The sequence below is a fragment of the Pseudomonas helleri genome (genome assembly GCF_045830615.1).
In the GTDB taxonomy this organism is placed as follows: domain Bacteria; phylum Pseudomonadota; class Gammaproteobacteria; order Pseudomonadales; family Pseudomonadaceae; genus Aquipseudomonas; species Aquipseudomonas helleri.
The window spans coordinates 1,662,267-1,676,744 of the sequence record NZ_CP174501.1 but is presented as its reverse complement, the minus strand read 5'-3'; the positions used below and the strand labels follow the sequence as shown (position 1 = coordinate 1,676,744).

The following is a 14,478-nucleotide window of genomic DNA, read 5'->3' as shown; positions in this document are numbered from 1 at the left end:
TTACCTGATCGGAGCACACATGAAGCGTTTAATGATTTTACTGACCGGCCTCGGGCTTATTGGTTATAGCCAAACAGGGCTGGCAAACACATGCTACTGGGAGGTGAATTTGCCTCCAGGTCCTCAGTTATATCGTCAAGACATGGGCAGTGTTTATATTCCTCGACATGCAGAGATCGGCAGCATCATTGGAGAATTCAATAAATATGGAACCCCCACTGATGAAAACAGATCCTCATTGAGATGCACGAATGATGGCAGCGTCATTCTGGACTTCACTATTAATGCTGTGAGAGCGATCTCGCCAGTATTGCTGCCGCCCATCAATGGCGAGGACGTTAATGGTAAGGTCATTGAAACCAATATCAGCGGAGTAGGGGCATATGTACGACTGGGCTTTCCTTTTTCAGGCGGGGCGACTAACGCTTTTACACCGATGGGCCCGCCTGTCATACCTTTTACAGCCATTCACAACCAACGAATGTCAGTCGAGTTCAGCCTGAGCAGACTGAGTTCTCGAGTCACACTGATCAAGACGGGCGACATTACTCCCGGCCCACAACCTTTGGATGGCGGCACATTGGCAACTTCGAGCCTCACAGGGGTCGGAAAAGGTTTTGATTTTGGGATTTCCGGCACCGTCATTCAAGCGCAATGCAGTGTCTCAGCCACGGCGGTGAGTGCAGACCCTGTCGACCTTAAAGAATGGAATATCGCTGATTTCAAAGGGCCTGATACCGGCACAACCCCTGTTCCTTTTTCCATTGCCCTGGAAAATTGTGTTGCTGACCCTACGAACAATAATATCGCCACCGCCCATATACGGCTCGATGGTGCTAAAGATTCAGTTCCTATTGATTCAGCAAAAGGTCTATTTAGCCTCAGCGCTGATTCAGATGCGCGAGGTATCGGAATACAAGTGCTCACCCGTGATGGCATAACACCTTTTGAGCTCGAAAAAGAAATCCCCGTTTTGGCTATCACCCCTGGCAATGTGGTACTGGATTTTAAAGCGCGGCTTTATCAGACAGGTCCCACATCAGCCATAGAGCCCGGTACAGCAAAAGGCGCATTGGCCTTTACCATTACCTACAAATAAGAAACGGCCCCAAGCGGGGCCGTTAAAAGGCAGTATTACGTGATGAGTTGAAGCTTTGATCGTGGACTGCCCTCTTCCGTCGTCCAGGTTTCTTTACCATCAAAACTGAAACGGGTAATGATTGTAAGCTCACTGGGTACTTTAAAAGGCATTATATCTGCCTTAACAATCAAGTCAGTTATATACTCTTCATCAATCCACTGTTGAGTGACTTCAAAATCCGTCAATATCGGAAACGTAATATCCGCAAGCCCTGGAGTGGCCGACACACCTCTCCCATAAATATTCACATACTGCCCAGGCATAATCAAAAACCAACGCGTCAACAATCTAACCACCAAGCCAGCATCCGGAAATCTTGACGCGCTCACTTGCGTGACATCACAGTAACCATACTGCATCGAGTCACGAGGTATCATGCCCATATCGACTGTCAAGCGCTCTGAAGGTAATACCTTTCCTGTAACAGTCTTTACCTCATATTTAACTGTGATCGATTTACCCATGTGTTGAGGTACATAATCTTTACCGACATTCAACTTTCTGTCTGCGGGCACACTTGAAAATTCACCCAAAAAGTATCCAACCTTACCTGCCACACCCCATGACACCCTTACTTCTTCCCCTTCATACAAAACAACTGAGGCGGGTATCTCAACCGTAATGCCTTGACCTGCATTAAAAGGATCTAGCTTACTGATAGAGCCCGAACCACTGGCCTGAGTCACTTTTGGAAAGGGCAAATCACGAGGAATGGGAGAGACCTCCACGAGCAATTCAATACGCTGCGAAGCCAGGCTCAAGTTACCGGCACGGTCCTGGATTTGATAGTGAGCATAGCGCCGGCCGTCGCCACTGTCGCGAAAGACCTGCCCCTCATAAACGAGCGCAGGTAATGGATCAACAGCTGTATCTATGTTCAGTGTTAACTCATCAACATAGTGCTCGTCGCTCTGGCTATCACTTAAATACCAGCGAATGATATCTCCAGGCATGGGTGCTATATAAGGTGGAACTTCACTCGTCACCTGATCGTGATTTTCTTCGCGTTCGAGATAACCAGCTGTTACGCCATCCTCAATAATTTCTGCCGGAAAAAGCAACTGAGTATTACCAGCATTTAAAATAGGGGCTATCGTATCTATGGTGACCTCAATGGGCGGAACATTTTGGAAATCTATTTCGTTCCACGCCTTAAACCGGTAGAACAGTTGATGCACTCCATTAGTAAGCACAGAACTAGGTATTAACAAAGTTCGCTCAGCATCTGAAGTTTGCCCCGTTACTTTTAGAGCGTCAACTTTACCACCCCTCCACATCAATTCAACCTCGTCGAATTTATCCAAGTGAGGTGAAGCATTTCCCCATTGAGGAATTAAGACACGCACGGCGCTTGCTAACGCCGCAACGGGTACCAAATTATTCTGCCCTCCCTCAATATCAGGAAGCGCATCCAGGACCTCCGGTGGCTCCAGCGCTAAATATGCTGGCATATGATTACTGCAAAAAGAGTTTGACATTGTGCTATCTCCAGTCGGAATCAGGCACACGTCACCAGCAGCGGTGATAACACAACACTGCCGGCGTGTTGAAGAGTGCTATTTACCAGCTATAGCGCAGCCCAACATTAGCGCCCCAAGGTTGCTCAATTTTGTCACCGTTACTGTAATCAAAATCGGCATGCAGGCTTAATCGATCCGAGACCGACATCGCAATACCTGCGCCCAGCTCACCACGCGAACCTGATAGATCATTATTAAATACATCGTTATTTACTTTAACTTCGTTACTTTTGGCAAACTCATGAACATAAGCAACGCGGACATAAGGTTGTATAACTTTCCCGTCACCCAGATTGAAATCTCTCCCTGCGGTGGCACCAAGCTTACCCAGCAGAGAGCGCGTCCGATCACCCTCGACACTCAAACCATTATCAAGGTCATAACTTTTGCCTTGAATAATTACACCTGACAGCTGCGTATAAGGTTCAACAAAATAGTCATTACCCAGTTTAATATGGCGACCAAACTCCAACGATGCACCGACACCGCTGTTGTCATAGGTACCCTTGGTACGCTCACCATCGCTCAAGCTGACGGATGATTTATTTTTAAAACGGTTGAACTTGAGCACGCCATCAAAGTAAAAGCCGCTCTCGTCTATCCAAGTGGTATAAGCGCCCACATAGTAACTGTTGACTGTGCCAGATGTTCCTTGCGCCAAGTCAAGATCCGATTTGCTGTAACCGCCCATCACACCGGCCAACCAACGACCATCGGCCACGGGCAAAGGTGCATCAGCGCCAAAGGAAATGCCCTGCTGGTTTTGGGTGTAAGCCAATCCCGAACTTTCGGACACATCAAACTTATTACCATAAGCACGCATCCATAACCCGCTGCTGCCTTGATCCAGGCGAATCTCACCCATGCGGCTACGTAAACTGGTCAACTCGCCATACCAAACAGTCGGCGCTGTATTAAACAACGCTAATACTGAACGCGTACCTGGGCTGATAGTACCTGTCGACCCCAAATACCAGTCATTGCCCTCTTGCACCAAGTCATAAGAATAAGTACCGAGATCAACACGACCGTTGACCAGCGAAAACTGTGCATCACCGCTGCCTATATGCACCACATGCAACTTCGTATCGACCAGCGGATCTTGACCACTACTGCTTACCAATAAACTATGCGAGCCGCTAGCTTGGCCAGTCACCTCAAAAAAGTCTGTCTTGCCCTGAGCAAAGTCAGCATCCATTATGAAAGTGCCACTCCCCTGAAGACTGGCCACGGACAACTTGAAGAAATCATCATTCTTACCGAATTGAACCGAACCACCGTTCATCGACAAATTACTTACTTGACCAATATTGTCACCGACCATAATCCATTGACCTTGACTGTTAAGTGACAAGTTTGAAACATGTGTCAAATTACCGGTTAATGTTGCTGAATTCTCAAGCGTCAAATGAGCGGTCGCCGTTGGTTCAGCAACCACATCACCCTCTAATTGACTGTTATTGACAGTCATATTGGCAGTCGACGCACCGTTAACTTGAAGCAACACACCATTGCCGCCAACCAAGGAGGAACCACTGTTAACAAAAACATCTATGGGTGTATTGGCAAGACCAAAATCCTCAACCAAAATAGCCGCACCGGATTGCCCTTCTACTATTGTATTGTTATTAAATTCCAACCGCCCGTTTTGCGACAAGTCGTTATTCGGTACAACCCAAACGCCATTCGCCCCCCCCGTAATTCTGCTGTCAGAGGCAGTGACTTGTCCGTTCGAAACTTGCAAGCCAAAACCATCTGCATTAGTGGCCGTAATACTTGTCGACGTGATATCAAGAAGCCCCAGCCCTACTGCGGCACCTGTAGAAGCACCCGTTATAGAACTCTGAGCAACACTGACGAGTTTTGGGATATCTCCTGGAGAACTATTGATCAGCAGACCGGTTCTGGCACTAGACACCGTGCTATCGGTGATCGTCGCCTTGCTATTGGTCACCGTAATCCCTGCTGCACTACCTTGAGCTTGTACCGTTGACCCCGCGAGGATTAGCTCTGACTGGGAGGTGACGCTAATTTCATGTGTCTGAGCGCCTGTGGCGGTGAGCTTAGCCGCATTGATAAGTTGATAATCATCAGGAGCCCAAGTACCGTTAATCGTAGCCTCTCTATTATCTATAACAAGAGCTACGGCCATAGGGCTTGTCAACAACAAAGGAACCAGCCCCAACATACACAGCTGACTCGACTGCAATGGAGATTTATGAAAATGCTTTTTTTTCATGCTTATTACCGCCTAAGGAAAAGTCTTACTTCAAAAAGGTTTAGTGCCAGTCACCTGAACACTGCAAAAAGGGAATGAGCCTACAGCCCTATCCGATTTTTTTATGTAGGGCATTTCCTAACATTTGCAGGAAACGCCCTACATGCCCGCTCGACTGAAGACTTCTCCTACACCTAAAATATAAGCTGCTTAGTCATGTTTTATAGGACGTGGTGGCGGAATTTCACATGAATCAGGTGAGCCCCCTCGCCCCATAGCGATCATGATGGCCGAGGAATTTGAAGGCACAGGCTCCCCAAGAATTACAATCTGGTACTGGGCACGGCCATAACCATACTGCTCGGCCTCCCCCCCATAAGTGGGCTTCAAATGTTTTTCGTAAGGGATAAACCACAGAATACCGTCTTGCTCATCTTCTTTGCTAACAGGATATTTAGTCATAATCAAAGAAGTGCCCGGTATCTCGGTTAAACCATCACTATAATAGCTGCGCCAAGCCAAGCTCAGATCCACCCCCTCTTTCAAATACTCAGACGGCGGAATCAATACATTAACCCCCCACTCACCCGCCACTTCAATTAGCCCACTGCAGACGTACATACCAATGCCACCCGTCTCATATTGCGCCTCGTCCAATACAATTTTAACCGCCTGAACATTCACTTTGCTGTTCAAGGAAAACTGAGGATTTTTTGACCCCGGAACGGCGATTGTGTAATAAACAGGCAATTCTAAATTGATAGGGTTAGGCGAAATATCATTCCACGGAACAACAAACTCTATCTCTTGATTTGCAGATTCGCTGCCCGTAACCGTATACGGATCTGAGCTAAGTGCCACACCGTTCCAAAACACTGTCAAGACATCGCCTACCTTTGGCGAGTCATATAGATTAATTTTAGCGGTTGCATCCTTGCCTTCGTCACTTGCCACCAGTGCATCTTTTATATTAGATGCCCCCCACACACTCACGGCTGTTAGAGTTCGATTAACCGGATCAGGCTCATCTGGATTCTCCGGCCCGGCATATGCAAAGTTGGCCTGTATGTCAATGGCACTTGATGAAATAGGGTGAACGCCTCGTAACACCTCATATTTCACGGAAACTTTCTGATCCCCACCCTCGGTGAAATCATAGAGCCCCTTCATCAACGACCAAGGCACTGGTACTTTAAGATCAAATGGCAATAACTGAGATATTGTAATCGGCGCTGTCCGCTCGCCCCCCCAATCAATCACAATACTGTCGTTTTCTTCATAATCCAAAAAGGGCGCAACATGAACTTTAACCCCATCAAAAGCATCTTGACGGGTAATACCGTCGACGTCTGCCTGAGGCACAGTCGGTGGCTGTAATGAGTTAGGCAGCTCACCTAACGCCACAACCACTTCGGTAGGGAATGTCAATTTACTTTCGTTGCCTGCCTTATCTATCAGCACACACAATACATAGTGCAAACCTGAGCCTAACGCTCTCAATTTAGCCTCAGGGATAGTAATTAATCGATCATCTGGCAACAGGCCAAAATAATCCAAATCCGCTGCATCAGGCAAGTTATCCACAATTTCATCCAACCAAGCAACGGCAGCCCTCACCTCCAGAGGTCGAAGTTCCGAGAAGTCAGGTATTTCACAAATGACGCCATTATCCCTGGCCAGCGAGGCATCTGTGATCAGCGTTTCACTCACCGCCACTCGAGGTTCATTATCAACAAACACCGGCCCCAGACGATCAATCAAAATAGCCGTATCTTCAGATTGACTGGGTGATGTATTCCACAATTCAAGGCGGTATCTAAACTTAAAACCTCCTGTGCGATTTTGAAAATAGCGATACGGGATGACTCGCTTCAGTGGAAAATCCGACACAGGAACACTGGACGGTATTTCTTCCATCTCAGAAACTGGAATGTAGGTATTCTCACCCTCTGGCAGCCACTCCAAAAATAAATAATCAGGTCGAGGAGTGGTAGACCTGTTAGACCACAGCGGAATTTCCACATCTAAATCTTTCAAAGAGTCGACAGCTAAAATAAGCCCATCTGTATCCCCAGGAATTATCTGAACGACCGTGGGTTTAGGATCTATAAATGACGCCCCAGAATTACCTGATGCTGGTTTAAATGTTGTTTGTTTATAACCTCTGAATTTACTCGACATCGCATCGCACTCCAACCAGAAAATAAACAATCCAGCCCGCAATCACGTGCTTACACATAATCCCAGGATTTAAAAAACCCAATGTGCCTGCTCACATAGGCCAGCGCCACACTCATGACTGCCCTGATTTAACACCCAATCAAATAGGATGAATACTGTCAGAAGTAACAGGTACAGAAAGCTTTTTGGGGTCTGTTAGAGACCGTAAAAAGATAAATACCAAAATACATTCAGCATCGCCTCGTACGGAAAGGCATCATAAATCAAAGCCTTAACTGATCCGCCCCATTTAAATAAACCTCTAATTCCTTTCTTTAAACTATCCGCACACCGTCTCGCTAATTGCGACGTTGCTGATCCCTGACAATCAAAATTTTTGTTGCGTTGTCCATGGGCCATTTGGTCACGATGGCCCGCGCCTATGTCGACAAATCGCTGAAAGGTCTGACAACGCACTGACGCAGCACGCGCCTGAGTGCAAGCAGGCGCGTTTACCCCGCTCCCCCATCTTTGTCCGTAGCAGTTGACGAGCCTTGCGAGGCTCGTCAACTGCTACGTAATACCCAAAAACCCCACCAACGCCGCACGCTGGGCCAATGCATCCTTGCGCCCCAATTCAATCAACTCGCTGCAATAGCCCGCCTCGAACAACAAATAACTCAGTACACCCGCACCGCTGGTTTTGGTCGCTCCCGGCCCGCGCAAAAACAGGCGCAGGGCAGCGGGCAGTTCGTGGCGGTGGCGGGCGGCGATTTCGTCAATGGGCTGGCTGGGGGCGATAACCAGCACATCAACCGGCGCCAAACCGAGGTTGTCGGGCTGCCTTGGCAGCAACCGGCTGAAGTGGTTCAGGCGCTCCAGCAGTTCGATATCGCTCTCAAGGCTGTCAATAAAGGTGCTGTTGAGCATGTGCCCGCCAATTTGCGCCAAGGTGGGTTGCTGGGCGTTGTACTGGCGCGCTTGCCCGCCCTGACGATCCGGCCCGCGCGGGTTGCCGCTGACCCCGACCACCAGCACGCGATTGGCGCCCAAATGCAGCGCCGGGCTGATGGGTGCAGACTGGCGCACGGCGCCATCGCCAAAATACTCTTCGCCAATTTTGACCGGGGCAAACAACAGCGGTATGGCCGAGCTGGCCAGCAAGTGCTCGACGGTCAACGCCGTCGGCAGGCCAATGCGCCGATGACGCAACCAACCTTCGATGGCACCTTCACTTTGATAAAACGTCACGGCCTGGCCCGATGAGTAGCCAAAAGCCGTGAGCGCCACAGCGCGCAAGTGCTGCGCAGCGATGGCCGGATCGATACCGGCAAAGTTGATTTTGTCGTTGAGCAATTCGCGTAACGGCGAACTGTTGAGCAGCGCCACCGGCACGTGGCTGCCAAGGCCCAACAAGCTGTGGCCCAGAAAGCGACTGGCCTGGTGAATCACCCCCGGCCAATCACTGCGCAACACACGATGGCTTTCAAAGTTTTGCCAGAAGGTCGTCAAGTGCTCGACGGCCTGGGTGAAGTTCATCGCGCCACTGGCCAGGCTGACTGCGTTGATCGCCCCGGCCGAGGTGCCGACAATCACCGGAAACGGGTTGGGCGCACCCGCAGGTAACAACTCGGCAATGGCCGCCAGCACCCCCACTTGATACGCCGCCCTGGCGCCGCCGCCCGACAGGATCAACCCGGTCACCGACGCTCTGCCGTTCATACCTCAGCGCCTTTGCAGCGCGGATTACTTGCGGCGTTTGTCGTACAGCTTTGGCTCGCCCGGTGGCCGGGTTTTGAAGCGGCGGTGCGCCCACAAGTACTGCTCTGGGCATTCGCGTATCGCACGCTCGACCCATTGGTTGATGCGCAGGCAGTCGGCCTCATCGCTTTCTCCGGGAAAGTCGTTCAAAGGCGGATGAATCACCAACTTATAACCACTGCCATCCGCCAGTCGTTGTTGAGTAAAGGGTACAACCTGCGCTTTGCCCAGCTTGGCGAACTTGCTGGTGGCCGTCACTGTGGCGGCCTCGATGCCAAACAATGGCACAAAAATGCTTTGCTTGGCGCCGTAGTCCTGGTCGGGTGCGTACCAGATCGCCCGCCCGGCGCGCAGCAACTTGAGCATGCCGCGCACGTCATCGCGCTCCACTGCCAGCGAGTCCAGATTGTGGCGCTCGCGGCCGCGGCGCTGGATAAAGTCGAACAACGGGTTTTTGTGTTCGCGGTACATGCCATCAATGGTGTGCTGCTGCCCGAGCAAGGCGGCGCCAATTTCCAGGGTGGTGAAGTGATAGGCCATCAAAATGACGCCCTTGCCTTCACGCTGGGCCTGCTGCAGGTGCTCCAGCCCTTCGACATGCGCCAACTTGGCCAGGCGCGGCTTGGCCCACCACCAGCTCATGGCCATTTCAAAAAAAGCGATGCCGGTTGAGGCGAAGTTTTCCTTAAGCAGGCGCTCGCGCTCAGCGGCGTTTTTTTCGGGGAAGCACAGTTCAAGGTTGCGCGCAGCAATGCGCCGGCGCTCACCGGCCACCCGGAACATGCAAGCCCCCAGAAAACGACCAATACGCAGCTGCACCTTATAAGGCAGTTGCACCACCAGCCACAGCACGCCCAGCCCTGACCACAGCAGCCAAAAACGCGGATGAAAAAAAGCAGCTCGAAAACGCGGGCGATCCATTAATGATTCCGGACAGACACAAGGGCCGGGCATTCTACATCGTTAGACCCGGCTTGCGGCTCGCGGGCGTTCTCGTTATAAGTCTCTGCACTTTAAGTGACAAGCCGCATTAAGCCGACCATGAGCCAAACCGAATCGCAAGACCAAGCCCCCGTGTTTCAGCTTAAGGGCAGTATGCTCGCCATTACGGTGCTGGAACTGGCCCAAAACAACCTTGAAGCCCTTGATCGCCAACTGGCCGCCAAAGTTGCCCAGGCGCCGAATTTTTTCAGTAACACCCCGCTGGTGCTGGCGCTCGACAAGCTGCCCGTCGGTGCCGGAGCCGTCGACTTGCCCGGGCTGATGCGCGTGTGTCGCCAACATGGCCTGCGCACCCTGGCCATTCGCGCCAACCGCATCGAAGACATCGCCGCGGCCATCGCCATCGACCTGCCAGTCTTGCCGCCGTCCGGTGCACGCGAGCGGCCGATTGAGCCCCCGGTTGAAGTAATCATCGCGCCGAAAAAGCCCGAAAAACCGCCCGAACCGGCCATCAAACCGACCCGCATCATCACCACGCCAGTACGTGGTGGCCAAACGGTATACGCCGAGGGTTGCGACCTGGTGGTCATCGCCTCGGTCAGCCCCGGTGCGGAACTTATGGCCGATGGCAACATCCATGTGTACGGCCCCATGCGTGGCCGAGCGCTTGCCGGATACAAAGGCAACACCCGAGCGCGAATTTTTTGCCAGCAACTGAGCGCCGAACTGGTGTCCATTGCCGGAATGTACAAAGTGTCCGAAGACCTGCGACGCGATCCTTTGTGGGGCGCCGGGGTTCAAATCAGTCTGTCAAGTGACATGTTGAACATCACCCGTCTTTAACGGATACTCACGCCATTTTCCAACCATCTCAATTACGTAGAGAAAACAGACTAGTCTTTGTAGGAAGTCAGCAATCAGCCAGTGTTTACGTTATGTAGGCTTGGCTTGGGGGATGTCCACCAAGACTGTTCACCTGTTGTCGTTTATTTAGAGATGTTATTCAGGGACTAAAAAGTCCTTTTTCCTTAGGGGTGAAGCACCTTGGCCAAGATTCTAGTGGTTACATCCGGCAAGGGTGGTGTGGGTAAGACCACCACCAGCGCCGCTATCGGTACGGGCCTGGCACTGCGCGGGCACAAAACCGTCATCGTCGACTTCGACGTTGGCCTGCGTAACCTCGACCTGATCATGGGGTGCGAGCGTCGCGTGGTGTATGACTTCGTTAACGTGGTTAACGGCGAAGCCAACCTGCAACAGGCGCTGATCAAAGACAAACGTCTGGAAAACCTGTACGTGCTGGCTGCCAGCCAGACCCGTGACAAAGACGCCCTGACCAAAGAAGGCGTCGAAAAAGTTCTGATGGAACTCAAAGAAACCTTCGAATACGTGGTCTGCGACTCTCCGGCGGGCATCGAAACCGGCGCTCACCTGGCTATGTACTTCGCGGATGAAGCGATTGTCGTGACCAACCCGGAAGTGTCTTCGGTGCGTGACTCGGACCGCATGTTGGGCCTGCTGGCCAGCAAATCGCGCCGCGCCGAACTGGGCGAAGACCCGATCAAGGAACACCTGCTGCTGACCCGCTACAACGCGGATCGCGTCAGCAAGGGTGAAATGCTCGGCGTTGAAGACGTCAAGGAAATCCTGGCGGTTACGCTGTTGGGTGTGATCCCGGAATCCCAGGCGGTGCTCAAGGCATCCAACCAGGGCGTGCCGGTGATCCTTGATGACCAAAGTGACGCCGGTCAGGCCTACAGCGATGCGGTTGATCGTTTGCTGGGCAAAACCGTGGAGCATCGGTTCCTCGATGTACAGAAGAAGGGATTCTTCGAGCGCCTGTTTGGAGGCAATTAAACAATGAACATTTTTGACTTCTTTCGTACCCGCAAAACGCCAACCACCGCGTCGGTCGCGAAAGAGCGTCTACAGATCATCGTGGCGCACGAACGCGGCCAACGCAGTACCCCGGACTACCTGCCAGCCCTGCAAAAAGAGCTGGTCGAGGTGATCCGCAAATACGTCAACATCGGCGATGATCAAGTACAGATCGCCCTTGAAAACGAGGGTAGCTGCTCGATTCTGGAACTCAACATCACCCTGCCAGATCGTTAATCGATCCGGCTGATACCACGGCGGCTTGGAGGTTTCTCTGCACAGGGGGATCTCCAAGCCGCCGTTGGCGTTTGTTAAGAGGCTGTTTTAATGCCGTTGTCGAATATTCACATCATCCATCAGGACGCAGGCGTTCTGGTGGTCAACAAGCCGACCTTGCTGCTGTCGGTGCCGGGCCGCGCCGAAGACAACAAAGACTGCCTGATCACCCGCCTGCAAGAAAACGGCTACCCCGAAGCCCGCATCGTGCACCGCCTGGATTGGGAAACCTCGGGGATCATTCTGCTGGCCCGCGATGCCGACACGCACCGCGAGTTGTCGCGTCAGTTTCACGACCGCGAAACTGAAAAGGCCTACACCGCGCTGGCTTGGGGCCAACCGGAGCTGGACAGTGGCAGCATCGACCTGCCCCTGCGCTACGACCCGCCAACCAAGCCACGCCACGTGGTCGACCACGAGTTTGGTAAAAACGCGCTGACCTTCTGGAAAGTCCTGGAGCGTTGCGGCGATTATTGCCGGGTTGAACTGACGCCGATTACCGGGCGTTCGCATCAGTTGCGCGTGCACATGTTGTCCATTGGCCACCCGCTGCTGGGCGATGGCCTGTACGCGCACCCGCAGGCATTGGCGGCCTACCCGCGTTTGTGCCTGCACGCCAGCATGCTCAGCTTCACCCATCCGCAGACCGGCGAACGCCTGCGCTTCGAGTGCCCCGCCCCGTTTTAAAAGCTTCACGCCCTGTAGGAGCGAGCTTGCCTCGCGATCTTTTGATCTTTAAAAGATCGCGAGGCAAGCTCGCTCCTACAAAGGGTTTGCACGTTTTTGCTGGTCAAATTTTATGATCAATGCGCTAAACTCGCGGCCTTGCTGTCTGGAGTAACTTATGCGCGAAGAGTTGAACCAAGGCCTGATCGACTTTCTCAAGGCCTCCCCTACCCCGTTCCATGCCACCGCCAGCCTTGTTCAACGCCTGGAAGCCGCCGGTTACCAGCGCCTCGACGAGCGCGAGACGTGGTACACCGAAGCCAACGGCCGCTATTACGTCACCCGTAATGACTCCTCCATCGTCGCCTTCAAGCTGGGCCGTCATTCGCCCCTGCAAGGCGGCATCCGCATGGTCGGCGCTCACACAGACAGCCCCTGCCTGCGGGTCAAGCCTCAACCTGAGCTGCAACGCCAGGGTTTTTGGCAGTTGGGCGTGGAAGTCTACGGCGGCGCGTTGCTGGCCCCCTGGTTTGACCGCGACCTGTCGCTGGCCGGGCGCGTGACATTCCGCCGTGACGGCAAGGTCGAGAGCCAGTTGATCGACTTTCGCGCGCCGATTGCGACCATCCCCAATCTGGCTATCCACCTTAATCGCACGGCCAACGAAGGCTGGGCGATTAACCCGCAAACCGAACTGCCGCCGATTCTGGCGCAGGTTGCAGGTGATGAGCGCGTGGATTTCCGCGCCCTGCTCACCGACCAGCTTGCCCGCGAACACGGCCTGAACGCCGACGTGGTGCTCGACTATGAGCTGAGCTTCTACGACACCCAAAGCGCTGCGGTGATCGGCCTCAACGGTGATTTTATTGCCGGTGCGCGCCTGGACAACCTGCTGTCGTGCTACGCCGGTCTGCAAGCGCTGTTGAACACCGACACCGACGAAACCTGCCTGTTCGTGGCCAATGACCACGAAGAAGTCGGCTCGTGTTCGGCGTGCGGCGCGGACGGCCCGATGCTGGAGCAGATCCTCCAGCGCGTACTGCCGGAAGGTGACGAATTTGTGCGCACCATTCAGAAGTCGCTGCTGGTCTCGGCCGACAACGCCCACGGCGTGCACCCCAACTACGCCGACAAGCACGACGCCAACCACGGCCCCAAACTTAATGCCGGGCCGGTGATCAAGGTCAATAGCAACCAGCGTTACGCCACCAACAGTGAAACGGCGGGGTTCTTCCGTCATCTGTGCATGGCGGTTGAAGTGCCGGTGCAAAGTTTTGTGGTGCGCAGCGACATGGGCTGTGGCTCAACCATCGGCCCGATCACCGCCAGCCACCTGGGTGTGCGTACGGTAGACATCGGCTTGCCGACCTTCGCCATGCACTCCATCCGTGAACTGGCCGGTAGCCACGACCTGGCGCACCTGGTCAAAGTATTGAGCGCGTTCTACGCCAGCAACGAACTTCCGTAAAACACCCAACCTGTGTAGGAGCGAGCTTGCCTCGCGATCTTTTAAACAATTAAAAGATCGCGAGGCAAGCTCGCTCCTACACAGGCACAGTGCCCGGGCGATTCATTTTTGATACACATCACCCCACTTCTGCGTAAAGCCACCTAGACTTGGGTGATTAACTTCTTCAGGTCCAGAACATGCTCGAAATATCCGCCTTTAATTCCATGTTGATCCCCATTGTGATTGGTATGTTGCTGCTCACCATTGGCTTCAACTTTCGCGACAGTAAACCCGGTGTACTGTCGATCTGGTTTGGCATGTTGCTGATCTTCGGCACCATCGTTTTTAAAATTCTCGCCAAACTGAATCAATAAATAGCACCGCATCCGCGATCACTTATTTTATGTATGACAAGAAATGAATGATCGCGGGGCCTAGCGTACACTCGTCCGATCCGTACTTTCCG

12 protein-coding genes are annotated in these 14,478 nt (G+C 52.7%); 7 read left to right on the top strand and 5 right to left on the bottom strand.

Features of this window, described 5'->3' with window-relative positions; all coding sequences use genetic code 11:
• The first annotated feature begins 19 nt into the window (after nucleotides 1-19).
• On the top strand, nucleotides 20-1,099 hold the full coding sequence (locus ACJJU9_RS07780) for a fimbrial protein (protein WP_407730386.1): 1,080 nt from the start codon (nucleotides 20-22) through the stop codon (nucleotides 1,097-1,099).
• A gap of 35 nt (nucleotides 1,100-1,134) precedes the next feature.
• Here ACJJU9_RS07780 and ACJJU9_RS07775 read toward each other — a convergent pair whose 3' ends face one another.
• The 5 genes from ACJJU9_RS07775 to ACJJU9_RS07755 form a co-directional block, all read right to left on the bottom strand.
• Nucleotides 1,135-2,619 carry a hypothetical protein gene (locus ACJJU9_RS07775; RefSeq protein WP_407730385.1) on the bottom strand — a complete coding sequence of 495 codons (1,485 nt, stop codon included), beginning with the start codon at nucleotides 2,617-2,619 and terminating at the stop codon, nucleotides 1,135-1,137.
• 82 nt (nucleotides 2,620-2,701) lie between these two features.
• On the bottom strand, nucleotides 2,702-4,900 hold the full coding sequence (locus ACJJU9_RS07770; protein ID WP_407730384.1) for an autotransporter outer membrane beta-barrel domain-containing protein: 2,199 nt from the start codon (nucleotides 4,898-4,900) through the stop codon (nucleotides 2,702-2,704).
• Nucleotides 4,901-5,089: 189 nt separating this feature from the next.
• Nucleotides 5,090-7,060: a hypothetical protein gene (locus tag ACJJU9_RS07765; protein WP_407730383.1), complete on the bottom strand. Its 1,971-nt coding sequence runs from the start codon at nucleotides 7,058-7,060 to the stop codon at nucleotides 5,090-5,092.
• A gap of 552 nt (nucleotides 7,061-7,612) precedes the next feature.
• A complete protein-coding gene (locus ACJJU9_RS07760; protein WP_407730382.1) occupies nucleotides 7,613-8,761 on the bottom strand; it encodes a patatin-like phospholipase family protein in 1,149 nt (382 codons plus the stop codon).
• Between the two features lie 24 nt (nucleotides 8,762-8,785).
• Nucleotides 8,786-9,721, bottom strand: a complete 936-nt coding sequence (locus ACJJU9_RS07755) for a lipid A biosynthesis lauroyl acyltransferase (RefSeq protein WP_407730381.1) — start codon at nucleotides 9,719-9,721, stop codon at nucleotides 8,786-8,788.
• Nucleotides 9,722-9,841: 120 nt separating this feature from the next.
• Between ACJJU9_RS07755 and minC the strand changes: the two genes are divergently transcribed.
• The 6 genes from minC to ACJJU9_RS07725 all read left to right on the top strand — a co-directional run bounded on the left by minC (nucleotide 9,842) and on the right by ACJJU9_RS07725 (nucleotide 14,386).
• The gene (gene minC / locus ACJJU9_RS07750; RefSeq protein WP_153390241.1) at nucleotides 9,842-10,585 is read left to right on the top strand and encodes a septum site-determining protein MinC; all 744 of its coding nucleotides are present in this window, start codon (nucleotides 9,842-9,844) and stop codon (nucleotides 10,583-10,585) included.
• A gap of 201 nt (nucleotides 10,586-10,786) precedes the next feature.
• The gene (minD, locus tag ACJJU9_RS07745; protein WP_048368602.1) at nucleotides 10,787-11,599 is read left to right on the top strand and encodes a septum site-determining protein MinD; all 813 of its coding nucleotides are present in this window, start codon (nucleotides 10,787-10,789) and stop codon (nucleotides 11,597-11,599) included.
• 3 nt (nucleotides 11,600-11,602) lie between these two features.
• Complete coding sequence (gene minE / locus ACJJU9_RS07740; RefSeq protein WP_019410761.1) at nucleotides 11,603-11,857, top strand: cell division topological specificity factor MinE; 255 nt, start codon at nucleotides 11,603-11,605, stop codon at nucleotides 11,855-11,857.
• Nucleotides 11,858-11,947: 90 nt separating this feature from the next.
• Nucleotides 11,948-12,583 (top strand): RluA family pseudouridine synthase, encoded by a 636-nt coding sequence (locus ACJJU9_RS07735; protein WP_048368603.1) that lies wholly within the window; start codon nucleotides 11,948-11,950, stop codon nucleotides 12,581-12,583.
• Between the two features lie 157 nt (nucleotides 12,584-12,740).
• The gene (locus ACJJU9_RS07730; RefSeq protein ID WP_123750373.1) at nucleotides 12,741-14,030 is read left to right on the top strand and encodes a M18 family aminopeptidase; all 1,290 of its coding nucleotides are present in this window, start codon (nucleotides 12,741-12,743) and stop codon (nucleotides 14,028-14,030) included.
• 179 nt (nucleotides 14,031-14,209) lie between these two features.
• Nucleotides 14,210-14,386: a hypothetical protein gene (locus ACJJU9_RS07725; protein ID WP_164488139.1), complete on the top strand. Its 177-nt coding sequence runs from the start codon at nucleotides 14,210-14,212 to the stop codon at nucleotides 14,384-14,386.
• The last annotated feature ends 92 nt before the right edge of the window (nucleotides 14,387-14,478 follow it).

Excerpts from the sequence above, each read along its gene's own strand:
- ACJJU9_RS07775 (WP_407730385.1), bottom strand. The coding sequence starts at position 2,619 with ATGTCAAACTCTTTTTGCAGTAATCATATGCCAGCATATTTAGCGCTG.
- ACJJU9_RS07760 (WP_407730382.1), bottom strand. The coding sequence starts at position 8,761 with ATGAACGGCAGAGCGTCGGTGACCGGGTTGATCCTGTCGGGCGGCGGC.
- ACJJU9_RS07780 (WP_407730386.1), top strand. The coding sequence starts at position 20 with ATGAAGCGTTTAATGATTTTACTGACCGGCCTCGGGCTTATTGGTTAT.
- ACJJU9_RS07765 (WP_407730383.1), bottom strand. The coding sequence starts at position 7,060 with ATGTCGAGTAAATTCAGAGGTTATAAACAAACAACATTTAAACCAGCA.
- ACJJU9_RS07725 (WP_164488139.1), top strand. The coding sequence starts at position 14,210 with ATGCTCGAAATATCCGCCTTTAATTCCATGTTGATCCCCATTGTGATT.
- minE (WP_019410761.1), top strand. The coding sequence starts at position 11,603 with ATGAACATTTTTGACTTCTTTCGTACCCGCAAAACGCCAACCACCGCG.
- ACJJU9_RS07735 (WP_048368603.1), top strand. The coding sequence starts at position 11,948 with ATGCCGTTGTCGAATATTCACATCATCCATCAGGACGCAGGCGTTCTG.
- ACJJU9_RS07755 (WP_407730381.1), bottom strand. The coding sequence starts at position 9,721 with ATGGATCGCCCGCGTTTTCGAGCTGCTTTTTTTCATCCGCGTTTTTGG.
- ACJJU9_RS07730 (WP_123750373.1), top strand. The coding sequence starts at position 12,741 with ATGCGCGAAGAGTTGAACCAAGGCCTGATCGACTTTCTCAAGGCCTCC.
- minC (WP_153390241.1), top strand. The coding sequence starts at position 9,842 with ATGAGCCAAACCGAATCGCAAGACCAAGCCCCCGTGTTTCAGCTTAAG.
- ACJJU9_RS07770 (WP_407730384.1), bottom strand. The coding sequence starts at position 4,900 with ATGAAAAAAAAGCATTTTCATAAATCTCCATTGCAGTCGAGTCAGCTG.